This is a genomic window from Antrihabitans stalactiti (genome assembly GCF_012932915.1).
GTDB lineage: Bacteria > Actinomycetota > Actinomycetes > Mycobacteriales > Mycobacteriaceae > Antrihabitans > Antrihabitans stalactiti.
The window spans coordinates 85152-106585 of the sequence record NZ_VCQU01000007.1; the positions used below are offsets into that span (position 1 = coordinate 85152).

A 21434-nucleotide genomic window follows, 5' to 3' on the forward strand; every position below is an offset into this window, starting at 1 on the left:
AGCTTGCGAGATCAGGTGAGTGAGACCGCAGACATCCCATACGACTCGAACACATCGAGCACAAGGCTTCGCAGCTGCGCAGTGTCAGCCACGCGATCGTCGTGAAATCCGACAAAGCGCAAGGCTATCTGGCCGCACGCTTCGACGATCAAAACCGAAAGCATGCTGGATTGAGATTGGAGAGCGCGACCGTCCTCGAGCTGCGGGTTGACCAACCCTGCCCATACTGAACTCGCCTCGCCGCCGTCGATGAAAGGTAGCTTGTGGTCGAGTTTGCCGACCACAGAGCACACAGATTGGTCGGTCGCGAGGTGCTCGCCCGCCATTTCGACCACCTCGCTGAACTGAGCCTGAGGCAACGAGATCAAGGCGCGTGCGTCTCGCCGATCACGTTTGCGGCTCGGCTGAGCGGCAAGCGACTGCTTGATCAACTGCCTGATCTGTGCCAGGTCCGGGGCCTTCGAGCCGTCGAAAGAGACCGGAACATTCAAGGGGGTGCTCGCGATCGCGTTGCCCCGGATGTCATCCGGTCCGGTCCGGGTGCTGACCGGCATCAACAGCGTTGCTACGCCATCACCATTCACGCGTCCGAGCGCGCTGGCAATCGACGCCGTGACCGCAGCACAAAGACTGGTTGTCGAGCCGTTCAGCTTCTCGGCGGACTGTTGCCACTGCTCCGCCGGAATGGCGACCGCAACACGCGCTGGTCGCGGCGGTGGCCCCGAGGGCTCTGAACTCGTGTTTCCGCCGGTTTCAGCGGAGGCAATTTGCTGCGTGTTCGACTGTCGCGCGACTATCGACGCGACCCGACGAATGGCAAGCGTGCACCCAACCGCAGATCGCATCGTGATCGCAGCCAGATATTCGGCGAGCGAAGACCTGCGTCCGGTGCCGTTCGAGCTCACTTGATCAGCGCCGGATTCATCGGTGCGTACCGCCTGCGCGACAGCCTGACTGATTGCCTTGACGTCGGCAATCTTGTGTGTCGCTACGAGGCACACCGCCGATCCGCCATCTGCGAACGCGGTGGTCGACAGCCGCCAGCCCGGACCGCCGGCTGTCGAAAGGGGCTCGGCTATCCGAGAGTCCAGCCAGCCCTCGAACTGCTCCCGGGCGATCGGATGTGGTTCGACGAACAACTCGGCAAACGTGTCCGCCATAACCCAGCGGCCACTCGCACCGCGAATGGGCGATGCTTCGATCGATCGACCAAGCGGGCCTCGTTGCAATGCGACATGGAATTCTCGCAAGCGTGCGTGATCGACTGGTCGGTCGTAGTGCCAGACGGTGACGATAACTGCGTCGCCAATAGCGTCGAGCAGTCGTGACTGCAGCGCTTCCAAAGGATCGAGGAATCCAAGCATCGATCAAAGCCTACCGACTGCGTGCTTGCAAAGCTCGTCCCGTACGTGTCCCCTCGTTTCGCGTGTCGTTCGGGCACCGACATTCGTCACCGAATGCCGACGACAACCCGCTTCACGTCACGGACCCAGCCACCAGCGTCCTCGCGGACCGCAAAGCCCACCTCGCCACCATCGGCCAAACCAAGTACGACGTTCGTCCAGCCTGCGCTGGCCGATCTCCGGAACGACCTGGATTCGCGCACACCGGTAACCGCCCCGTCGGCACGATAGATCAGCGGGCCACCTCGAAACGTCTGCAGGATCAGCGCTTCGTCGGTGAGGGCAGCAATGGCCTTGCCGTTGACTCGCCCGGCGGATCGACTCGTCGAACCCATATAACGTGCGCGATAGGGAGGACGGATCGTCCTCGCGCCGGACTTTCGAATCGCACGCTCGACCTCGGCGGTGACACGTGTCCACTGCTTTCGCCAGTGCCGCAGGATCAAGGTCCACATCAAGCCCTGGAACAGGATGTTTCCGAGAAGCACCGAGCCGACGATGATCAAGGTGAGCTGCGTGCCTGTCACGTCACTACGGTAGAGAATTATCGGCGAGGACGGAGAAGACATTGCTCGAACTGAAGACACGCGGCGAGATCGACAAGATGCGCATCACTGGCGGTTTCGTCTCCCGCGTGTTGGACGAGCTGACCGACCTCGCCGAGGTCGGAGTCAATCTTCTCGATCTCGAACTCCACGTGCGACGGCGGATCGAAGAGCGCGGCGCCGTGTCCTGCTACTGGGACTACGCGCCATCGTTCGGCGAGGGACCGTTTCGCAATACGGTCTGCCTGTCCGTCAACGATGCCGTGCTGCACGGACTTCCGTTCGACTACCGATTGGCTGACGGCGATCTGCTCACCATGGACCTCGCGGTCTCGATCGATGGCTGGGTCGCAGACTCGGCGCGCAGCATCGTCGTCGGCACGCCGGATCCCGACGACCTCCGGCTGATCAAGGCCACCGAGGAAGCGCTCGTCGCCGGTATCGCGGCAGCGCAATCGGGAAACAAGCTCGGCGACGTGTCCCATGCGATCTGGACGGTGGCGGACTCCTACGGCTACCCGGTGAATACCGAGTTCGGCGGTCACGGGCTGGGCCGCACCATGCACGAAGATCCGCACGTACCCAACAAGGACCGCCCTGGACGCGGTCTGAAGCTCCGCCCTGGTCTGACGCTCGCACTCGAACCATGGCTCGCCGCCACGACCGATCGAATCGTCTTCGACCCGGACGGTTGGACGATCCGGTCGGCTGATGGCTCGCGGACGGCGCACACCGAGCACACGATCGCGATCACCGAGGACGGACCCGAGGTGCTCACGCTGTCGGTCTGAACCTGTCGGTGGGTGCCGCTAGCTTGGGTGGCATCAACCGAGAGGGGCGATTGCGATGACCGAGGTACGGACCTATCCCGCGGGTGTGACGTCGTGGGTCGATATCGAGTGCGGCGATGTCGACGGGGCAAAGGCGTTCTACGGCGGCATCTTCGGCTGGATATTCGAAGACGCGGCGCCGCCATCGGCGCCGTATCGATACGTCATCGCCCAACTCGACGGCAAAGACGCGGCTGGCATCGGCGGTCCTTTCGACCGGGCGGTCTGGAATACCTACGTCGCCGTCGACGACGCTGCGGCAGCGGCCGAGCGCGTCACGCGCGCGGGCGGCAAGATTCTCGAGCCCCCGACGCCGGCTGGCCAGGCTGGCATTTCGGTCGCGTGCGCTGATCCGTTCGGCGTGAAATTCAGCCTGTGGCAGGCGAAGTACCGCAAGGGTGCCCAGATAACGAACGCCCCTGGATCGTGGAATTTCAGCGACCTGCACGCAGCCGATCCCGCTGCATCGGCGGCGTTCTATACCGACGTGTTCGGGTGGTCGATCGACGACATCGGCTACGCGATCATGATTCGCAGACCGGGTTACGGCGACCACTTGGCCGCGACGGTCGACCCCGACATCTTCGAACGCCAGTCCGGAGACTTTGTGCCGCCCGGATTTTCGGACGCGATCGGTTGGCTGGCTCCTGCGGGCGACACTGAGACGCCCAATTGGCACGTCTCGTTCGCCGTGGCCGACCGCGACGACACAGTTGCCGCCGCAGAGCGACTGGGCGGAATTGTCCTGTCCGGCAACGATTCAGAGTGGACGAAATCGGCGGTGATCCGCGACCCGCAAGGAGCGGAATTCACCGCAAGCCAATTCACTCCGCCGTCGGCCTGAGGGCGTTAGCATCGTCCGATGATGCGCCGGATTCGTCTGAATCGTCTTGCTACATCGGCAGTTGCCGCCGCCGTCTTCGTGTCGATGGCGGCCTGCTCGTCATCGTCGGATTCGTCCTCGTCGACATCATCGTCGGGCACCGAAACGACCTCTGCCGCTCCGGCCGTCGTCACGCCGGTAATCGCCTCGGTCATCGCGGCGCCGATCGCGGTTCCGGCGACGGACAAGAAGATTCACATGGCCTATGAAGTGATGCTGACCAACGTCTTGCCGTCGCCGACGACAATCAAGTCGTTCAAAGCCATGGCGGGCGACCGAACGCTCTTCGATCTCTCCGGCGACAAGCTGATCACATGGATGAAGGTGTTCGGCGCGAAAGAACGTGGGCCAGTTATCGGTCCAGGTCAGTCGGCGATCGTATGGGTCGATGCCACGGTGGACACCCGCGCTGACATTCCCGACACGATCTCCCACGCCGTCGACATCGAAGTTGCCGAGCCGAGCCCGCCGCTGATTCCCCAGACTCTGGTCGAGCAGGTCGCAACGACGAAGGTCGACAAGAAGGACCCGATCGTCATCAAGCCACCGCTGGACGGTCCGCATTGGCTCGACGGCGATAGCTGCTGCGAGGTCCAAGGTCACCGCGGCGCAGCCAATCCGATCAACGGCCAGCTCTTCCTGGCCGAACGATTCGCCATCGACTACGTGCAACTCAACAACGACGGATACCTGTACACGGGCGATAAGACGAAGACCGAGAGCTACGCCTACTTCGGCACCAACGTGCACGCGGTCGCGGACGGCAAAGTTGTTGCGGTGGTCGACAATCTGCCTGAGCAGACGCCGAGTATCGGTGCGACGGGGTTGCGTATCGACGAATACGGCGGCAACCACGTCGTCCAGGACATCGGCGACGGCCACTATGCGTTCTACGCCCACCTACAGGGCAAAGATGGCGTGAAGGTCAAGGTCGGAGACGACCTGAAAGCAGGACAGGTCGTCGGACTGCTCGGCAATTCCGGTAACTCCGACGCCCCCCACTTGCACTTCCACGTAATGAACGGTCCCGACCCGCTCGCCGCGAACGGACTCCCCTTCGAAATCGATTCGTTCGAGTTGGAATCGCGCCTCATTTCGAACGACGCCCTCGGCCCGCTCATTGACGATCACACGAAGGCCGAGTATGCGCCCGACGTCGATGCCGGCCAGCGGACGAAGGAGAGTCCGCTGATCCGCGACATCATGGGCTACAAGGTGGCGAACTAGACCGAGGCGAGTGCCCGCCGGGCGGCCACAGCGAGGCGCGTGTCTTCAAGAACAAGATCGGCGTTGATCTGCGCTGCCGCTGCGACTCCCCGAGCCGCTGCGACGATCACCTGAGCACTCATGTCGGACACGTTGCCTGCCGCCCACACGCCCGGGACCGACGTCGCGCCATTCGCGTCGGCGGTAATCGCCGTACCGAAGACGTGACCTCCCATGTCGATGTCCTGCGCCTGCAACCCCAGCCCGGCGAGGAAGTCGACGCGCGCCTCGAATCGCGGCGCCACGACGACCGCCTGGCACTCGAGAACCCCACCGCTGGCGAGTTGCACGCCCGTCAGTCGGTCGTCGACAACCGTCAATCCGGTCGCGGTGTCCTCGACAACGGCGATGTCGCGTGCGGCGAGCTGCTCGAGTTCGTCGTCGCTCAGCACAGTCGAATTATGGAGCAGCACAGTTACATCGGAGCTGAGCTGCCGAAAGAGCAACGCTTGATGCATCGACATCGGGTTGGTCGCGAGAATGACGATCGCCTGGTCGCGGACTTCCCAGCCGTGGCAATACGGGCAATGCAACACATCTCGACCCCAGCGGTCGGCGACGCCCGGCACGTCCGGCAACCGGTCGACAAGCCCAGTGGCGACGAGCAGCCGCCGGCTCTGCACGGTCTTGCCGTCTGCGAGGGTGACTTCGAACCCGCCGTCGATCGCCGATGTTGCAGACACGCGTCCTGACACCACCTCACCCCCGTACTCGGCCAACTCTCGGCGCCCGATCGCGAGCAGCTCGAGAGGCGGTGTGCCCTCACGCGCGAGGTAGTTGTGGATGTGCCCGGCAGGCGCGTTGCGGGGTTGACCGTCGTCGACGACGAGCACGCTCCGACGTGCGCGAGCAAGGTTCTTTGCGCCGCTCAGGCCGGCCGCGCCGCCTCCGACGACAATCACGTCGTATTTCGGGACATCGCGTTTCGATACATCGACTGTCGTTGATTTCGTCATGTTGTCGAGAGTGCTCGCCATCGGACGATATGGCAAGTAAACTTGCCGATATGGCAAACGATGACGCGATCGACAAGGCGCTGGATGCGGTCGGGCCGCGATTACGAGCGGTCCGTATGGATCGCGGCGTCACGCTCGCACAGCTTGCCGAGAACACCGGGATCTCGGTGAGCACGTTGTCCCGACTCGAATCCGGTCAGCGACGGCCCACACTCGAACTGCTACTGCCGCTCGCCCAAGCTCACATGCTCCCGCTCGACGAGCTGGTCGGCGCGCCCGCGACAGGTGATCCGCGGATCCATGCGAAGCCGATCACCAGAAACGGTCAGACAATCATCCCGCTGACCAGGCGACCCGGCGGCATACAGGCGTTCAAACACGTTATCCCGCCACGCGATCCGGGAATCGATCCCGACCTCAAGACCCACGAGGGGTACGAATGGTTCTACGTGCTCTCAGGACGGATCCGCCTGCTGCTCGGTGAGCACGACCTGATTCTGACGGCGGGCGAAGTGGCGGAGTTCGATACGCACGTGCCGCACTGGTTCGGCAACCCCGGCCCCGGACCTGCGGAAGTCCTCAGCCTGTTCGGTCCGCAGGGCGAACGTGCGCACGTTCGGGCCAGGGCCGGAAACAGCTGATCAGCGGAGACGCGGCGAACAGCGGCGGCTACGGTAGGGCTCATGACCGCATTGACGTTCGATCGCCATGCTTCGGAGATCGTCACGCAGACAGACCTTTTGGTGGCGGCCATCGACGGCGCGGACCTCACGGTCCCCGTCCCCTCGTGCCCCGGCTGGAATGTAGGGCAGTTGCTACGGCACCTCGGCGGCGGCCAGCGCTGGGCGGCGGACACCGTCGGAACTCGCGCGACGGACCGACTCCCGGACGACCACTTCCGCGATCTCTCCCCCTACGCCAATGAAGATCCTGCTGTCGTCGGTCCGTGGTTGGCGGAGGGTGCGCGGCTGCTGGCGGATACGCTTCTTGAGGCAGGTCCGGACTCACCCGCGTCGACCGACCCGGTGCCGAACGGGACGGCTGCGTTCTACGCTCGCCGCTTCATGAACGAGACGCTGGTGCACCGTGCCGATGCGATCTTGGCGCTCGGTGCACCGTTCACCGTCGAACGTGACGTCGCGATCGATGCCATCGACGAGTGGATGTGGCTCGGCTCGCTCCCGATGCATTTCGAGTTCCACCCGCAGATGCGCGAATTGCTAGGTCCGGGTAGGACGCTGCACTTCCATGCCACCGACACCCCACCCGACGCGCACGCCGAGTGGGTGATCGACCTGACCGGCGACGCGATCGCGTGGCGCCGCGCGCACGAGAAATCGGCCGTCGCCGTGCGGGCACCCCTGGTCGATCTCGTGCTCGCCATCTTCAAGCGTCGCGACATTCGCAGCGCTGGAATCGAAATCTTCGGCGACGAGGAGCTACTCGACTTCTGGTTGGAGCGCGTCGATTTCGGGTGAAGGCTGCGCCTGCATGTAGCGCGCAATGTGGTAATCCGCCGGACCGTATTCGTTCTCGATCGCAGTCAGCCGCTTGAAGTAGTGGCCGATCGCAAGCTCTTCGGTCATGCCCATGCCGCCGTGCAGCTGGACTGCATTCTGACCGATGAATCGTGCGGCGCGGCCGATCGTCACCTTCGCCGCCGAGACCGCGCGAGCGCGTTCGTTGCGGTCGGAATCGAGGTTGAGGATCGCGAGATAGACAGCGGCGATGGACTGCTCCAGCTCGATGTACATGTCCACCATGCGATGCTGCAACACCTGGAAGCTACCGATCGGCTGACCGAACTGCTGGCGTTGCTTCGCATATTCGACGGTGTCCGCAAGCACTTTTCGCATACAGCCGACTGCTTCCGACGCCACCGCGGCGGTGGCCTCGTCGATCGCTTGCTCGACCGATTCCCAAGCCGTGCCGTCGGTACCCAACAAAGCGTCGGCGGGCAGCCGCAGTCCGTCGAACACGATGTCCGCCGCGCGGCGATCGTCGATGGTTCGATACGAGTGGACCGTGACGCCGGGTGGCGGGCTGTTCGGATCGAATTCGAGGACGAAGAGCGATATCCCGTCGGTGTCGCGTCGCGACCCCGCGGTCCGCGCGGTGACGAGGAGGTGAGTCGCCAATGGCGCGCTGCTCACAACGGCTTTCGCGCCGTCGAGCACCCAGGAATCGCCGTCGCGCCGTGCGATCGTCGACACGTCGTGCAAGCCGTAGCCCGACGTCGGCTCGGTGGCAGCCAACGCAGTGATCACGCTGCCGGACACAATTCCCTGCAGCAGCGCTTCGGCACGATCGCCGCCCGCTCGGTGCAGCAGACCACCGCCGACGACGACCGTGTCGACGTACGGCTCGACCGCAAGAGCGCCACCGAGCGCCTCGCTGACGATCATCAACTCGACTGGGCCGCCACCGATTCCGCCGACGCTCTCTGGCAAGGTCGCGCCGAGAATGCCCAGCTCGTCGGCAAATCCGCGCCAGATATCGGGCTGCCAACCGGCGCCCGTCTTGGCGACGGTCCGGCTCTTCTCCAAGTCGTACCGGGTCGCCAGGAATCCGACAACGGTGTCGCGGAGGAGCACCTGTTCATGGGTGAAGTTGAAGTCCATCAGAGTCCCAACGCTGCTTTGGCCAGAATGTTTCGCTGAATCTCGTTGCTACCGGCGTAGATCGAGCCGGCGCGGTCGTTGAGGTAGCGCAGCGGCGCAACGGCCTGCCACTCCTCACCGCTGACGTAACCGTCTGCAGGCGGAATGAATTCGGCAATCGGGCCGCCCGGTTTCGTCGCATGTGGCTGGTAGACGCGGCCCCGTGGGCCAGCGGCTTCCAGCGCCAGTTCGGTCAGCTTCTGACTCAGCTCGGTCGACAGGATCTTCAGCATCGATGCTGCCGGACCAGGATTGCGGCCCTCCGCCATCGCGGCCAACGTCCGGAATTCGAGAATCTCGAGTACCTCCGTGCGGATGCGTGCCTCGGCAAGCTTGGCCGCGAACGTGCGGTCCTCGATCAGTGGCCGACCGTCGGGTCCAGGCTGCTCGGCAGCCGCGTCGGCCACCGATTCGGCCATGACCTGCAACATCGGTGCTGCCGCGCCGCCGCCTCGCTCGAAAACGAGCAGGTACTTCGCGACAGTCCAGCCGTCGTCGATCTTGCCGAGCACGTTGGACTTCGGCACTCGGACGTTGTCGAAGAAGACCTGGTTCTGCACTTCTTCACCCGACGTCATGACGAGCGGCCGGACTTCGATGCCGGGTGTGTTCATGTCGATCAGGACGAAGGTGATGCCCTGTTGCTTCCTGCCGGTGCGCGACGTGCGGACCAGGCAGAAGATCCAGTTCGCCTCGGTCGCGTGCGTAGTCCAGATCTTGCTGCCCGTGCACACGAGGTCGTCGCCGTCGTCGATCGCGGCCATGCTCAGTGACGCAAGGTCCGACCCCGCCTCTGGCTCGGAGTAGCCCTGGCAGAAGAACACCTCGCCGGTGAGGATGCGCGGCAGATAGAACGCCTTCTGCTCGGGCGTTCCGAACGCGATGATCGCGTGGGCGACCATCCGAAGTCCCATGGGAGACAACCACGGTGCGCCGGCGAGCGTCGATTCGCGGCTGAAAATGTAGTGCTGAGCCAAAGTCCAATCGCAGCCACCGTGCTCGACCGGCCACGCAGGCGCAGCCCAGCCGCGCTCGTGCAGAATGCGCTGCCACTCCATGCTGGCCTCGTGATCGGAGTACACACTCGTCATCAGCCTTCCGGCCCGGCGCAGGTCCGCGGTCAAGTGCTCATCGAGGAAGGCGCGCACTTCGTCGCGAAAGGCTAGGTCGGCTGCCGACCACTCGAGATCCATCTGAAAACTCCCGTTGGCAAATTGCGTTGTCCAGACATCATGCACACCTTATTGGCAATCTGCCAACTGCGGGTCGGGCCCAATTGCCGAGAGTGCAGTTGTTCAGGCATTTCGGTGCTTGTGAGGCTGAACAACTGCACTTTCGATGTCAACAGTCGACGGCGGCGACAACACCACCGAGCTTGGCCTTTCCCTGGGTCAGCTGACCCACGGACCGAAGCCGCCGAGTCGGTCGGGGCTTATGTGCACGACAAATCCGGGCGGTGCGCCGGGCGGCAGCGGGAACTCGGCATCCGGACTTGCGTACACCTTCACAAGCCGGTTGAGCACGTCGGCGGCGCCGCCTTCGGTGACGGTCGCGGTGCCGTGGACGACGAGGTACTCCTGCATGCCGATCGGGTTCTTACCGTCGGCCTGAATCGAGAGCACGATTCGCGGATCGCGCTGCAAATTGCGGACTTTCGCGTTGCGTGGAATATGTGCCATGACGATGTCGTCGCCGTCTAGCCCGACCCACACTCCGCTGACCTGCGGACTGCCGTCGGCGTTGACCGTTACGCAATGGGCGAGGCGCCCGGATTCGATGAGCGCACGCGCACTCTCGGGAAGTTTGCTCACCTCGACAACGGTACGGTCAACCGCGTGACCGAACCAGGGTTTCTGGAATCGACTCGCGCGTCGTATGACGCGATCGCCGTGGACTACGCAGCGCGATTTGCCGACGAGCCCGAGGCAAGGCCGCTGGAGCGAGCCGTGCTCGCGGAATTTGCCTCCCTTGTCCATGGGACTGTCCTCGAGGTGGGGAGCGGCCCTGGCCGAGTGACCGCGCTACTGGATGCACTGGGCTGCAAGGTGTTCGGCATCGACCTCTCGCCGGAGATGGTCGCGCTGGCGACGCGCTCATATCCGGGACTGAAGTTCGAGGTCGGCTCGATGACCGCGCTCGACATGCCCGACGGCGCGCTGAGCGGGATCGTTGCCTGGTACTCGATCATCCACATTCCCGACGACTTGCTGCCGCAGGTGTTCGCCGAGTTTCATCGAGTCCTCGAGCCGGGCGGCTGTTTGGTGGTCGCATTTCAGGTCGGCGACGAGCCGCTGTGTTTCGCGGAGGCATTCGGTCACGCCGTGGCGCTGGAGGTTCGTCGACTGCAACCGGACCGCATTGCAGAGTTGTTGACCCAGGCCGGATTCGCAGTCCGCGCTCGGTTGGTGCGGGAGGCCGAGGGTGTGGAGACGACGCCGCAGGGTTTCCTGCTGGCGTTAGTTGACCCGAAACCCGGCGAGCGTGATCGACGCGAGGTTGGGGTCGTCGTCGAGAACGTAGCCCTCGTAGTTGAAACCGAGCAGGGCGCGCAACGCTTCCTCGCCCAGCTCGAGCGGGTGGAACGGTAACGGATACTCGTCTTCGACGGGGTGCTCGCCGAACCAGTACGGTTCTTCGAATTCTTCGGCCGCGCCGATGTTTTCGATGATTCCGGTGTCCGGCGACAGGCTGAGAAGCCGAGTCGGCACTCCCCCGGTCCATACTCCGTATGCGAACCAGTCGTTGACGCTGTGCATCGCATGCAGCATGACCGCGGCGCCATCGGCTGCATCGATGAATCGACTGTCGAGCTGCGACGGGCGGTCGACGGCGACGTCGACAGTCGCCAGCACCGTCAACCCCGGAAAGACGCCGATATAGAGGTTGCCATCGGCGCGGACCGGAAACGCACTGCTTTCGAGGTCGCCATCGTCGACCTCGTCGACCGTCGAGTCCGGGTAAAGGCGCGCCACCAATCGGCGCGCCTTACCTCGGTCCAGCTTCGGCTTCGAGCGCAGCACTTCCATTGCGTTGTGCGTCGAATAGAACAGCAGTGCAGTCTTCGCCCCCATGGGCGCCAACAATAGCGAGGGCTACAGCGTCCGCGCGATGATCTCCTTCATGATTTCGTTGGTGCCTGCGTAGATCATCTGCACACGGTTGTCGACCCACGCTCGGGCGATCGGGTATTCGGTCATGTACCCGTAGCCGCCGTGGAGCTGGAGGCAGTTGTCGGCGACGGACATCGCGCGCTCGGTGGTCCACCACTTCGCCATGGCGACGGTCGGGATGTCGAGTTCGCCGCGCAGGTGCTTGGACACGCAGTCGTCGACGAACACGCGCGCAATCTTGGCGTCGGTCGCCGCTTCCGCCAGTTTGAACTTCGTGTTCTGGAACGCGAAGATCGGCTTGCCGAAGGCCTGCCGGCTCTTGGTGTACGCAATCGTCTGCGCCAGTGCGCCTTCCATGCCCGCCACAGCGCCGACGGCGATGATCAGCCGTTCCTGTGGAAGCTGCTGCATCAGCTGGATGAAGCCCAGGCCCTCGGCTGTACCCAAGAGGTTCGACGTGGGAATCCGGACGTCGTCGAAGAACAGTTCGGCGGTGTCTTGCCCACGTTGGCCGAGCTTGTCGAGCACGCGACCACATCGGTAGCCGGGACGGTCCGCCTCTACGAGGACCAGCGAGATGCCGTTCTTCGCCTCCGCGGTGTCGGTCTTTGCGACGACGATGACCAGATCGGCTTGGGAACCGTTGGTGATGAACGTCTTCGAGCCGTTGACGACGTACTCGTCGCCGTGCTGGATTGCCTTCGTCTTCACGTTCTGCAGGTCCGAGCCGGTGCCGGGCTCGGTCATGGCGATTGCACCGACCACCTCGCCGGTCGCCATCTTCGGCAACCACTTCTGCTTCTGCTCCTCGGTGCCGTAGGAGAGCAGGTAGTGCGCGACGATGCTGTTGTGGAGGCTCACGCCCCATGAGGTGTCGCCGACTCGTGCCTGTTCCTCGATCAGCACGGCTTCATGGGCGAAGGTGCCACCGCCGCCGCCGTACTCCTCGGGAATCGACATGCACAGCAAGCCCAGCTCGCCTGCCTTGTTCCACAGGTCGCGATCCACGTGGTGCTGCTCGATGAACTTCTCGATGTTGGGTGCGACTTCCTTCTCGAAGAAGTTTCGAGCAAGGTCTCGCACGTCGGCAAGATCCTCGGTCATCCAACTCGAGGTTTGTGCGGTCATCGATGATCCCTTTCGGTGCTTGACTGAGACGACGAGTCCCAATAGGTTGTAAAAGGTACTCCGGACTACCGGATATTCACAAGGAGGCATCGATGACGCTGTCAACTTCGAAGACGAGCGAGCTGTGGGACGCGCAGTATCGCGATCTCATGCACACTCTGTCCGACGGTTCGGTGAACCGACGCTTCGACCCGTATCTGGACATCCCCTGGGATTCACCGGAGTTCGCGATCGATCCCGACGATCCGCGCTGGGTACTGTCGCCCGAGATCGACCCGCTCGGCGCGACCCAGTGGTACCGGGATCTACCGCTGGAGCGGCAGATCGAGATCGGGAAGTGGCGTCAGGCCAATTCGATCAAGGTCGGTGCCGCCTTCGAGAGCATCCTGATCCGCGGAATGATGCAGTACATCATGAAGCTGCCGAATGGCTCGCCCGAGTTTCGGTACTGCTTGCACGAGATGACCGAAGAGTGCAACCACATCCAGATGTTCCAAGAGCTGGTCAATCGCATCGGCGTCGACGTACCCGGGATGCGGCCGATCTTCCGGCGGCTGTCGCCGATCATCGGCGTCGCCGGTGGCTATGCCCACGTCATCCTGTTCATCGGCATCCTCGGTGGTGAAGAGCCGATCGATCACTACCAGAAGGCCCTCATCCGCGAGGGAGCCGACATTCCGCCTGCCGTATTGCGGACCATGCAGATTCACATCGCCGAAGAAGCTCGCCACATCTCCTTCGCACACGAATTTCTGCGGTCGCATATAGAGCGCATGAATCCACTCAGCAGAGGGGTGTGTGCGTTGGCGTTCCCGCTCGCCATGCGGTGGCTGGTCGGCGAAATCATGACGCCGCCTCGCTCGTTCGCGACGGAGTACGACATTCCGAAGGACGTTTTCCGGGACGCCTTCTGGCGCAGCCCGCAATCCCGCAAGATCCTCGCCGACTACTTCGGCGACGTACGGATGCTCGCCGACGACCTCGGTCTCATCAACCCGATCACGAAGCAAGTTTGGAAGTTGCTCCGAATCGACGGCGCGGTGTCGCGCTTCCGCAGCGAACCGTTGCGCGAGGCAAAAGCTATCGCTTGACCTCGGTCATCAGCTTGATGACGTCGACCAGTCGACCCTTCGGGTCGACATCGAGGCCGACCGAACGGCACGCACCATCGAGAACGAACCAGGCGTAGGTCGCGAGGTCGTCGACGATCTCGGCGCGCGATTTTTCCGCGTCGGGATCGCGAACCCAGTGCGTCAGGGACCCTTCCACCATGGTGACGACCGCGAACGGCAACGATTCGAACCCCGTGCTGTCGACACCGATCAACACCGTGACCGACTCGATGATGTCGCGCGCTCGGCGGGCAATTCTGGCTTTCACACTCGCGACCGCGTCGATGTTCGTATCGTCGTCATCGGTCGGGCCGGTCCGCATGAATTCGAGCAGACGCGGATTGTCCGCAATCCAATCTGCCACGGTCCGAACAGTTCTCGTCAGCAGCTCCTCGAGCGACCCGTCGGCGATGTTGAGCTTGGTGTCGAGGGTCTTGGCGAAATCGTCGGCGACGTAGGACCTGATTCGGCGGTCCAGATCCTCGCGACCGTTGAACTGCCGATACACCACCGATTTCGCGAAACCAGCGCGTTTGGCGATCTGCTGCACCGGTACGTCTGCGCCGGCCGGGCTTTCCTCGAGCAACTCGACGGCAGCTTTCAGAATCAACGACTGCCGTTCGGAGTTGTGCCGCTCCCACCGGGCGACTTGGCCCGTGGCCGCGCCCGGCTCGTCGGGTACTGTCGGGCGGCTCGGCACGGTGGGAGTCTATCGCGCGTTACACGGCGAACATCCGGAGCTGTTCGGGAGTGGTGCCGGTCCACGCATTGAACGCTCGATAGAACGAATTCGTGTCGTTGTAGCCGAGCAGAAAAGCGATTTCGGGGACAGACAGGTTCCCGGCGAGCAGATAGTGGCGTGCCAGCGCCTCACGCGTGTGATTGAGGACCGCCCGAAATGTCGTCGACTCCGCCTGGAGTTGGCGTTGCAGCGTCCGGGTGCTGACCGCGAGCTCACGAGCCAGTTCTGCCATGGATGCCGTACCGGCAGGCAGCATTTCGTGGAACGCCGCACGCACGCGCTCAGTCATGGTGGCGGCGTCGTCCAACTCCGACAGTCGTTTACGGAGTTCGGGCTCGAAGAATTGCCACATCTCGTCGTTTGCCGTCAAGAAGGGTCGGACCGCGTCGACTGCCGAGAACGTAATCGACTGCACCGCGCGATGATCCACGCCGACACCGAAGAAGGACGTCGCAGAGGCCGAATTCGCTTGCTGGACAGGCGCACTGACTCGCGTCGGTGAAATCGCCGACCGGGTACCGAGGCGCGCCAGCGCCACCCAGAACGCGAGCTCGGTGACGATCAGCAGATCGGGCGGCTGCAGCGCCCCGGGCCACTCGTACTCGACCGCAAGCGAATCCCGCGTCGATGTCACGTGTACCCGCATCGGTCCGATGAGCTTCTTGTAGACGGCGATTCGGCCGGCGGCAACAGCAAGGTTCGGACTGCACAGCGCGGCAAACAGCGACGGCGCGAAGACCTCCGCCGACATCGCCCGACCGATCCGAAACGCAAGGTCCGGGTCGTCGGCTTCGTCGTCGAGCGCCTGCCAGAATGCGAAGTATTCGACGGGTCCGACGACGGCCGGACCGCCGCTGAGCAGGTTCTGCGGCAACCCTGCCCGGCGCAGAACATTCACAACGGCGATCCCCAGATCGGCGAGCAATGCCCTCGCCGACGGATCGATCGCAAATTTGTCAGACACGGCTCATGACTACCCGATCGAACACTCGATCTCCGAACAATTTGCGCATGACGATCAGCGGCTGCGCATACCGTCCGGCAACATAGCGAGTCTTCGGCCGTTTCGCTGCGATCGAGTGGGCAATCACGTCGGCGATCAGCGATGCGGGCGAGCCACCGTTGGCGTCCTTCATCGCGGTCGTCGCCTCGGCGACCTTGGTCGCGAGATCTGCGTACGCCCCTTCCCCGGACCGCTCCAGTAGTGGTCCGACGAGAACGTCGCCGAACTCGGTTTGCATGATTCCTGGCTCGATCACAATGACGTCGATGCCGAACGGCTTCAGCTCGAGGCGCAGACAGTCCGACCAGCCCTCGACGGCGTGTTTGGTCGCGTGGTACCAAGCCCCCATCGGGGTGTAGATCTTCCCGCCCATCGACGAGATGTTGACGATGGTGCCTGCGCCTTGCTGGCGCATGTACGGCAGCACGAGCTGAGTGAGACGGGCGAGACCGAACAGGTTCACCTCGAACTGGTAGCGGGCGTCTGCGAGCGCGGTGTCTTCCATGGCCCCGTACGTGGCGAACCCGGCATTGTTGATCAGGACGTCGATGCCACCGTTTTCGGCGGCAATTCGGTCGACTGCGGCGACGACGTCGGCGTCCTTGGTGATATCCATCGCGATTGCCACCGCGCCGAGCTCTTCGAGATCGCGCATCTTGTCGAGTCGGCGAGCCGCGACGTAGACGATGTATCCCTGCGAGAGCAGCTTCTCCGCCGTGGCCTTACCCATTCCGGACGACGCGCCGGTGACGAGAACAGTTTTCACGCTTCGAACGCTATTCGCGCCACGACGCCCGGTCACTAGCAGAACGCGCCAGATCTCTTGCACAAGACGCCACACTGCGGTCGGGACTTACGGTCGAGGTCCGCGTACCGTTCGTGAAATGACCCTCGATCATGGCGACCCCGGCGACGCACCCACCGTTCCGCCCCCACTGACCGACGTCGTCGACTCCACGCGGCCGTCGGCGGCGGAGGAGGCTCGCACGATTGCGCATTCGACGAACATCGGCACATTGGCCAGCCTCACCGCCGACGGCGATCCGTGGGCGTCGTTCGTGACCTACGGGCTGCTCGACGGTGCCCCGGTGCTGTGTGTTTCCCGGATGGCCGAACACGGCCGCAACCTCGCCCGCGACCCGCGCGCGAGCATCGCCATCGTCGCGCCGAACCCGCCGTCGGATCCACTTGGTAGCGCACGGATTACGCTCGCCGGCTACGTCGAGCGGCCCGTCGACGACGAGCTCGTCGCCGCACGTGCGGCGCATCTCGCGGCAGTCGCGGCAGCCAAGGTGTACATCGACTTCAGCGATTTCTCCGTGTGGATCCTGCGCGTCCAGCGTATCCGGTGGGTCGGCGGATACGGACGGATGGATTCTGCGACCGCGGAGGCGTACGCGGCCGCGGCACCGGACCCGGTAGCGCCAGCAGCCAAAGGCGCGATCGACCATCTCAACGCCGACCATGCCGAGGCGCTACTTGCGATGGCGCAGAAGTTCGGTGGATTCCCCGACGCGACACAGGCGGCGTGCGAGGGCGCGGACCGCTATGGCCTCGATGTGCGGGTCACAACACCCCGCGGCATCGCCGTCACGCGGGTGGGCTATGCGAAGCCGATCGACTCGGTCGGCGAGTTACGTGCTGCAACAGTAGATTTGGCGAAGAGGGCAAGAGCATGACAACAATGCCTGCCGCATTCATCGGGCACGGCAATCCCATGAATGCGTTGGAGCACAACAAATACACAGACGCGTGGCGGAGGTTCGGCGCATCGGTGCCGCGGCCCCGCGCCATTCTCGTCATCTCCGCACACTGGTTCATCAACGCCACCGCGGTGACGGCGATGCCTCGTCCCCGCACAATCCACGACTTCTACGGCTTCCCAGAGGAATTGTTCGCCGTCGAGTACCCCGCACCTGGATTGCCCGAGCTGGCAGCCGAAGTCGCCGACGCAGTCGAGCCGACCTGGGTCGGCAGCGACGCAGACAGCTGGGGCATCGACCACGGCACGTGGTCGGTGCTGGTGCACGCGTTCCCAGATGCGTCGATACCCGTAGTTCAGCTGTCACTGAACGCATTCGAAGGGTTGGACCATCATCTCGAGCTGGGTCGCAAGCTCGCGCCGCTGCGCGAGGACGGCGTCTTGATCATCGGCAGCGGCAACATCGTGCACAACCTTCGGACGGTCGATTTTCGCCACCCGGACATCGGATACGACTGGGCGTTGCGCTTCGACGACGCCGCAAGAGAGATTCTCGAGCACTCCCCCACCGAGATCGCGACGCTCGACTCACACCCGGATTTTTCCAAGGCCGTGCCGACGCCCGACCATTACTTGCCGATGCTCTACATCGCCGGACTGGCGGACACGCAGCCGCTGAACCTGCTGGTGGACGGGCATGCCGCAGGCTCGATCTCGATGGCCGCCTACACCCTGGGCATGTAAGTGCCGAACCTGTTATCCCCAGTTACATCTGCCTTCTGGCGCGGACCGCACGGTACTGCAACCATTCATTGATGACGTCGTCGTCGTACCAGACGGACTCTTTACTGCGTTGCTTCGGCAATCGTTCGATGGCGTCGTTCTCAACCAGCGCTCGACGCGACGATTTCTCGAGGTCAGCGGGCGACGACTTCGAACGCCTGCGCCGGACCGCCGACCGCGCAATGTACGCCGACAAGCGCCGCAAAGGTGTCGTGGCGGCCCCTCGGAAACGCACCAAGGCGACCGCCGCAGGCACCGAGTGATACCGCGAGTTAGGCCGCTGAACTGGCGATGTTGACCATCCAGACGAAGCCGAATTGGTCTGTGAGCATGCCGAATTCGTCGCCCCACATCTGCTTTTCCAATGGGACCGTGATCGTGCCGTCGACCGACAACCCTGCCCAGTAACCACGAAGTCCCTCGGCGTCGTCACCACTGAGACTGATCGATACCCCGTTGCCGATGTTGTACTCGGACGGATCGTCCGGCGGGCTGTCTGCACCCATGAGCGTGAAGCCGTTCGGAGCCTCCAGCATGCCGTGCATGATGTTGTCCGCGATCGAAGCGTCGGGCGCACCGAACGAACCGAACGTGTTGAGGACGAGTTCGCCGCCGAAGATGGACTTGTAGAACTCCAACGCTTGACGCGCGTTGCCGTTGAAGCTGAGGTACGGGTTGAGACGAGAAGCCACGTGAATCTCCTTGTTCGTTGCCGCCGCTCGGGCGTGGAGCAGAGTAGTGCAACGGTGATCCTCCCCGCCGGGCTAACCTTTACGTCGTGGAATTCGCGTATCAAGACCTGCTCCCCCTCGGCCCCGACGAGACGAAATACCGCAAGCTGTCGAGCGACGGGGTCCGGACTGTCGACGGTCCGGGCGGCCGCACCTTTCTCGAGGTCGATCCCGAGGCGCTTCGCCTGTTGACCGATACAGCGATGCACGACATCGCGCACTACCTGCGCCCCGCGCACCTCACCCAGCTGCGATCGATCCTCGACGACCCCGAGGGCAGCAACAACGACAAGTTCGTCGCCCTCGACCTGCTCAAGAATGCGAACATCGCGGCTGCAGGCGTACTGCCGATGTGTCAGGACACCGGCACCGCAATTGTCATGGGCAAAAAGGGTTCTCAGGTGCTGGTCGGCGAGCCTGGCGGCGCGCCCGACGAGGCCGCAATCGCACACGGGGTCTACGACGCCTACACCCGGCTGAACCTGCGCTACTCCCAGATGGCGCCGATCACCATGTGGGAGGAGAAGAACACTGGGTCGAACCTGCCCGCGCAGATCGAGCTGTACGCCGACACCGAGCCGGGCCACGAGACGCAATACAAGTTCCTGTTCATGGCCAAGGGCGGCGGTTCTGCGAACAAGTCGTTCCTGTACCAGGAGACGAAGGCCGTCCTGAACGAGAAGCGCATGATGGCGTTCCTCGACGAAAAGCTGCGGTCGATCGGCACGTCGGCGTGCCCGCCGTACCACCTTGCGATCGTCGTCGGCGGGACCAGCGCCGAGTTCGCTGTCAAAACCGCCAAATACGCCAGCGCGAAGTACCTCGATTCGCTGCCGACGACGGGAAGTCCGTCCGCGCACGGCTTCCGCGATGTCGAGTTGGAGCAGAAGGTCCTCGAGCTGACTCGCCAGTTCGGCATCGGCGCCCAGTTCGGTGGCAAGTACTTCTGCCATGACGTGCGCGTCGTTCGGCTTCCCCGCCACGGTGCATCCCTGCCGGTCGCCATCGCCGTGAGCTGCTCGGCCGACCGGCAGTGCCTCGGCAAAATCACGGCCGACGGTGTTTTCATCGAAGAGCTTGAAACAGATCCCGCGCGGTTCCTGCCGGACACGACGCACGAACAGCTCAGCCAGGGCGCCGAGGACGACGTCGTGCGCATCGACCTCAATCGTCCGATGCCCGAAGTGCTCGCCGAGCTCAGCAACTACCCCGTCAAGACTCGGCTGTCGCTCAACGGCTCCCTTGTCGTCGCCCGCGACATCGCGCACGCGAAGATCAAGGATCGCCTCGACGCCGGCGACGGCATGCCTGAGTACCTCAAGAACCACGCCGTGTACTACGCCGGTCCTGCGAAGACGCCCGAGGGTTATGCGTCCGGTTCGTTCGGCCCGACGACCGCGGGCCGGATGGATTCCTATGTCGAGCAATTCCAGGCGGCGGGCGGGTCGATGATCATGCTGGCCAAGGGAAATCGGAGCAAGCAGGTCACCGAAGCCTGCAATGCACACGGCGGCTTCTACCTGGGTTCGATCGGCGGTCCGGCAGCTCGGCTGGCGTTGGACTGCATCAAGAACGTCGAAGTGCTCGAGTACCCCGAACTCGGTATGGAAGCCGTCTGGAAGATCGACGTCGAGGACTTCCCGGCCTTCATCGTCGTGGACGACAAGGGCAACGACTTCTACGCGTCCACGTCGAAGCCGACCGTCTTCGCGACGATCGGCACTCGACCGAGCTAAGGCAGCCGCGGGCCCTTTCCGAGGTACACGTCACCCGACTCGTATTCGGCCCAGCCGCCGCCGTTGTAGCTTTCGAGGTCGAAGCAGATGTCGGCGAATTGTTCGCCGAATCGAGACAGGTAGATGCTGCGGTAGGTCGAGATTGCCTTCATGTTGACCCGCTTGAACGCTTCCTGCGCGATCGGCTGTGCCTCGATGAACGCGTAGCGCCGATAATCGGCGACCGCCTCTTCCGAGAACCGGAGCAGACCGAGGCGGTTGAGGTTGGCGAGGTAATGCTGGTCGTGGTCGGGCCACGTGCAACCGGCCATACGGGCGACCATGCTGATGCCCGCTGCGAGACGCTGTGAACCGATGCCGAACAGGGCCTTCGTTCGAATGTCGATCGAGGGCTGCGGCCCTGCGACGGCAAGGAAGCGGACGATCCGTGCCTCGTCGGGTGTGATGTCGTCGAGGATCGACGCGTACGACGGATGCACGTCTCGCGGTTGGACCGAGGGGTCCCAACCGCTGACGATCATCGCCTGTCCCCGCTTGCGAAGGTCGCCGGCCGTTGCGCCGGGCCGAACCTTGGCGCCAGGGCCCTCCAGGCCGAGCGCCTCCGCGGTCGCGTGCCGGACCTGCTCGACACGATGGTCGACGATTTCGGTGATCGGCTCGCCGGACCGCACTTCCTTGGCGATGTCGCCCGCCGTGTCGATGGATCCCTTGGTGATCGCACCGACAGCCCGCAATACGGATGCACCCGCGACGCGAGCAATCGCGACGGCATCGCCCGGGATGCTTCTACCCTCTTCTTTGTCGGGCAGGGCTAGTTCGTCGCCTGGCTCTTCTTTGGTCATCG

General features: G+C 63.6%; 23 protein-coding genes and 1 pseudogene. 11 read left to right on the plus strand and 13 right to left on the minus strand.

Annotated features, from left to right (window positions below):
• Positions 1 to 11 precede the first annotated feature (11 nt).
• Both FGL95_RS19820 and FGL95_RS19825 read right to left on the minus strand, forming a co-directional pair.
• Positions 12 to 1364, minus strand: coding sequence for a hypothetical protein (locus FGL95_RS19820; protein WP_169590019.1), 1353 nt, complete (start codon positions 1362 to 1364; stop codon positions 12 to 14).
• An 86-nt stretch (positions 1365 to 1450) separates the two neighbouring features.
• Positions 1451 to 1930: a hypothetical protein gene (locus tag FGL95_RS19825; RefSeq protein ID WP_169590021.1), complete on the minus strand. Its 480-nt coding sequence runs from the start codon at positions 1928 to 1930 to the stop codon at positions 1451 to 1453.
• Positions 1931 to 1971: 41 nt separating this feature from the next.
• On the opposite strand from FGL95_RS19825, the gene map reads away from it, so the two are divergent.
• From map to FGL95_RS19840, 3 genes are read left to right on the plus strand one after another with little or no spacing between them, the layout of a single operon-like run.
• Complete coding sequence (gene map, locus FGL95_RS19830; protein WP_169590023.1) at positions 1972 to 2739, plus strand: type I methionyl aminopeptidase; 768 nt, start codon at positions 1972 to 1974, stop codon at positions 2737 to 2739.
• Positions 2740 to 2794: 55 nt separating this feature from the next.
• Positions 2795 to 3622 (plus strand): VOC family protein, encoded by an 828-nt coding sequence (locus FGL95_RS19835; protein WP_169590024.1) that lies wholly within the window; start codon positions 2795 to 2797, stop codon positions 3620 to 3622.
• Positions 3623 to 3640: 18 nt separating this feature from the next.
• Entirely contained in the window at positions 3641 to 4888 is a 1248-nt protein-coding gene (locus FGL95_RS19840) for a M23 family metallopeptidase (protein ID WP_240963171.1), read from the plus strand.
• Here the strand turns inward: FGL95_RS19840 and FGL95_RS19845 are convergent.
• Positions 4885 to 5883 carry an NAD(P)/FAD-dependent oxidoreductase gene (locus FGL95_RS19845; RefSeq protein ID WP_169590026.1) on the minus strand — a complete coding sequence of 333 codons (999 nt, stop codon included), beginning with the start codon at positions 5881 to 5883 and terminating at the stop codon, positions 4885 to 4887. The genes FGL95_RS19840 and FGL95_RS19845 overlap by 4 nt on opposite strands.
• A 68-nt stretch (positions 5884 to 5951) precedes the next feature.
• Between FGL95_RS19845 and FGL95_RS19850 the strand changes: the two genes are divergently transcribed.
• Entirely contained in the window at positions 5952 to 6524 is a 573-nt protein-coding gene (locus FGL95_RS19850; protein ID WP_338079962.1) for a helix-turn-helix domain-containing protein, read from the plus strand.
• Positions 6525 to 6566: 42 nt separating this feature from the next.
• Positions 6567 to 7361, plus strand: coding sequence for a maleylpyruvate isomerase family mycothiol-dependent enzyme (locus FGL95_RS19855; protein ID WP_169590029.1), 795 nt, complete (start codon positions 6567 to 6569; stop codon positions 7359 to 7361).
• Here the strand turns inward: FGL95_RS19855 and FGL95_RS19860 are convergent.
• From FGL95_RS19860 to FGL95_RS19870, 3 genes are all read right to left on the minus strand, one after another.
• A complete protein-coding gene (locus FGL95_RS19860; protein ID WP_169590031.1) occupies positions 7323 to 8504 on the minus strand; it encodes an acyl-CoA dehydrogenase family protein in 1182 nt (393 codons plus the stop codon). The genes FGL95_RS19855 and FGL95_RS19860 overlap by 39 nt on opposite strands.
• Positions 8504 to 9736, minus strand: coding sequence for an acyl-CoA dehydrogenase family protein (locus FGL95_RS19865; protein ID WP_169590033.1), 1233 nt, complete (start codon positions 9734 to 9736; stop codon positions 8504 to 8506). The genes FGL95_RS19860 and FGL95_RS19865 overlap by 1 nt, the downstream gene beginning before the upstream one ends.
• Before the next feature lie 198 nt (positions 9737 to 9934).
• Complete coding sequence (locus tag FGL95_RS19870; RefSeq protein ID WP_169590034.1) at positions 9935 to 10354, minus strand: TIGR03618 family F420-dependent PPOX class oxidoreductase; 420 nt, start codon at positions 10352 to 10354, stop codon at positions 9935 to 9937.
• 24 nt (positions 10355 to 10378) lie between these two features.
• Between FGL95_RS19870 and FGL95_RS19875 the strand changes: the two genes are divergently transcribed.
• Positions 10379 to 11131 (plus strand): methyltransferase domain-containing protein, encoded by a 753-nt coding sequence (locus FGL95_RS19875; protein ID WP_169590036.1) that lies wholly within the window; start codon positions 10379 to 10381, stop codon positions 11129 to 11131.
• On the opposite strand, the pseudogene FGL95_RS33170 reads toward FGL95_RS19875, so the two are convergent.
• Both FGL95_RS33170 and FGL95_RS19880 read right to left on the minus strand, forming a co-directional pair.
• A pseudogene (locus FGL95_RS33170) lies at positions 11072 to 11614 on the minus strand (DUF6928 family protein); the annotation flags it as partial. The gene FGL95_RS19875 and the pseudogene FGL95_RS33170 sit on opposite strands and share 60 nt — an antisense overlap.
• Positions 11615 to 11635: 21 nt before the next feature.
• Complete coding sequence (locus FGL95_RS19880) at positions 11636 to 12781, minus strand: acyl-CoA dehydrogenase family protein (RefSeq protein ID WP_169590037.1); 1146 nt, start codon at positions 12779 to 12781, stop codon at positions 11636 to 11638.
• A 92-nt stretch (positions 12782 to 12873) separates the two neighbouring features.
• Between FGL95_RS19880 and FGL95_RS19885 the strand changes: the two genes are divergently transcribed.
• Entirely contained in the window at positions 12874 to 13872 is a 999-nt protein-coding gene (locus FGL95_RS19885) for an AurF N-oxygenase family protein (protein ID WP_169590039.1), read from the plus strand.
• Here FGL95_RS19885 and FGL95_RS19890 read toward each other — a convergent pair.
• Genes FGL95_RS19890 through FGL95_RS19900 form a run of 3 tightly spaced genes read right to left on the minus strand, consistent with a single transcriptional unit; the run spans position 13862 to position 16404 of the window.
• Positions 13862 to 14593 (minus strand): TetR family transcriptional regulator, encoded by a 732-nt coding sequence (locus FGL95_RS19890; RefSeq protein WP_169590041.1) that lies wholly within the window; start codon positions 14591 to 14593, stop codon positions 13862 to 13864. The genes FGL95_RS19885 and FGL95_RS19890 overlap by 11 nt on opposite strands.
• Before the next feature lie 19 nt (positions 14594 to 14612).
• Positions 14613 to 15599, minus strand: coding sequence for an AraC family transcriptional regulator ligand-binding domain-containing protein (locus FGL95_RS19895; RefSeq protein ID WP_169590043.1), 987 nt, complete (start codon positions 15597 to 15599; stop codon positions 14613 to 14615).
• Complete coding sequence (locus tag FGL95_RS19900) at positions 15592 to 16404, minus strand: oxidoreductase (RefSeq protein WP_338079936.1); 813 nt, start codon at positions 16402 to 16404, stop codon at positions 15592 to 15594. Before FGL95_RS19900 ends, FGL95_RS19895 begins: the two co-directional genes overlap by 8 nt.
• 118 nt (positions 16405 to 16522) lie before the next feature.
• Between FGL95_RS19900 and FGL95_RS19905 the strand changes: the two genes are divergently transcribed.
• The 3 genes from FGL95_RS19905 to FGL95_RS19915 all read left to right on the plus strand — a co-directional run bounded on the left by FGL95_RS19905 (position 16523) and on the right by FGL95_RS19915 (position 18386).
• Positions 16523 to 17317 (plus strand): HugZ family pyridoxamine 5'-phosphate oxidase, encoded by a 795-nt coding sequence (locus FGL95_RS19905; RefSeq protein WP_169590044.1) that lies wholly within the window; start codon positions 16523 to 16525, stop codon positions 17315 to 17317.
• A 5-nt stretch (positions 17318 to 17322) separates the two neighbouring features.
• Complete coding sequence (gene ygiD / locus FGL95_RS19910) at positions 17323 to 18084, plus strand: 4,5-DOPA-extradiol-dioxygenase (RefSeq protein WP_476726944.1); 762 nt, start codon at positions 17323 to 17325, stop codon at positions 18082 to 18084.
• Between the two features lie 71 nt (positions 18085 to 18155).
• Entirely contained in the window at positions 18156 to 18386 is a 231-nt protein-coding gene (locus FGL95_RS19915; protein ID WP_169590048.1) for a hypothetical protein, read from the plus strand.
• Between the two features lie 9 nt (positions 18387 to 18395).
• Here FGL95_RS19915 and FGL95_RS19920 read toward each other — a convergent pair whose 3' ends face one another.
• The gene (locus tag FGL95_RS19920; RefSeq protein WP_169590049.1) at positions 18396 to 18815 is read right to left on the minus strand and encodes a VOC family protein; all 420 of its coding nucleotides are present in this window, start codon (positions 18813 to 18815) and stop codon (positions 18396 to 18398) included.
• An 86-nt stretch (positions 18816 to 18901) separates the two neighbouring features.
• On the opposite strand from FGL95_RS19920, the gene FGL95_RS19925 reads away from it, so the two are divergent.
• Positions 18902 to 20590 (plus strand): FumA C-terminus/TtdB family hydratase beta subunit, encoded by a 1689-nt coding sequence (locus FGL95_RS19925; RefSeq protein ID WP_169590051.1) that lies wholly within the window; start codon positions 18902 to 18904, stop codon positions 20588 to 20590.
• On the opposite strand, the gene FGL95_RS19930 is transcribed toward FGL95_RS19925, so the two are convergent.
• Positions 20587 to 21432, minus strand: a complete 846-nt coding sequence (locus tag FGL95_RS19930) for an Abi-alpha family protein (protein ID WP_169590053.1) — start codon at positions 21430 to 21432, stop codon at positions 20587 to 20589. The genes FGL95_RS19925 and FGL95_RS19930 overlap by 4 nt on opposite strands.
• Positions 21433 to 21434 lie beyond the last annotated feature (2 nt).

Bases quoted from the DNA above. Each gene is read 5' to 3' on its own strand.
- FGL95_RS19865 (WP_169590033.1), bottom strand. From the start codon at position 9,736: ATGGATCTCGAGTGGTCGGCAGCCGACCTAGCCTTTCGCGACGAAGTG.
- ygiD (WP_476726944.1), top strand. From the start codon at position 17,323: ATGCCTGCCGCATTCATCGGGCACGGCAATCCCATGAATGCGTTGGAG.
- FGL95_RS19905 (WP_169590044.1), top strand. From the start codon at position 16,523: ATGACCCTCGATCATGGCGACCCCGGCGACGCACCCACCGTTCCGCCC.
- FGL95_RS19915 (WP_169590048.1), top strand. From the start codon at position 18,156: ATGACGTCGTCGTCGTACCAGACGGACTCTTTACTGCGTTGCTTCGGC.
- FGL95_RS19835 (WP_169590024.1), top strand. From the start codon at position 2,795: ATGACCGAGGTACGGACCTATCCCGCGGGTGTGACGTCGTGGGTCGAT.
- FGL95_RS19820 (WP_169590019.1), bottom strand. From the start codon at position 1,364: ATGCTTGGATTCCTCGATCCTTTGGAAGCGCTGCAGTCACGACTGCTC.
- FGL95_RS19855 (WP_169590029.1), top strand. From the start codon at position 6,567: ATGACCGCATTGACGTTCGATCGCCATGCTTCGGAGATCGTCACGCAG.
- FGL95_RS19880 (WP_169590037.1), bottom strand. From the start codon at position 12,781: ATGACCGCACAAACCTCGAGTTGGATGACCGAGGATCTTGCCGACGTG.
- FGL95_RS19860 (WP_169590031.1), bottom strand. From the start codon at position 8,504: ATGGACTTCAACTTCACCCATGAACAGGTGCTCCTCCGCGACACCGTT.
- FGL95_RS19840 (WP_240963171.1), top strand. From the start codon at position 3,641: ATGATGCGCCGGATTCGTCTGAATCGTCTTGCTACATCGGCAGTTGCC.
- FGL95_RS19930 (WP_169590053.1), bottom strand. From the start codon at position 21,432: ATGACCAAAGAAGAGCCAGGCGACGAACTAGCCCTGCCCGACAAAGAA.
- FGL95_RS19845 (WP_169590026.1), bottom strand. From the start codon at position 5,883: ATGACGAAATCAACGACAGTCGATGTATCGAAACGCGATGTCCCGAAA.
- FGL95_RS19885 (WP_169590039.1), top strand. From the start codon at position 12,874: ATGACGCTGTCAACTTCGAAGACGAGCGAGCTGTGGGACGCGCAGTAT.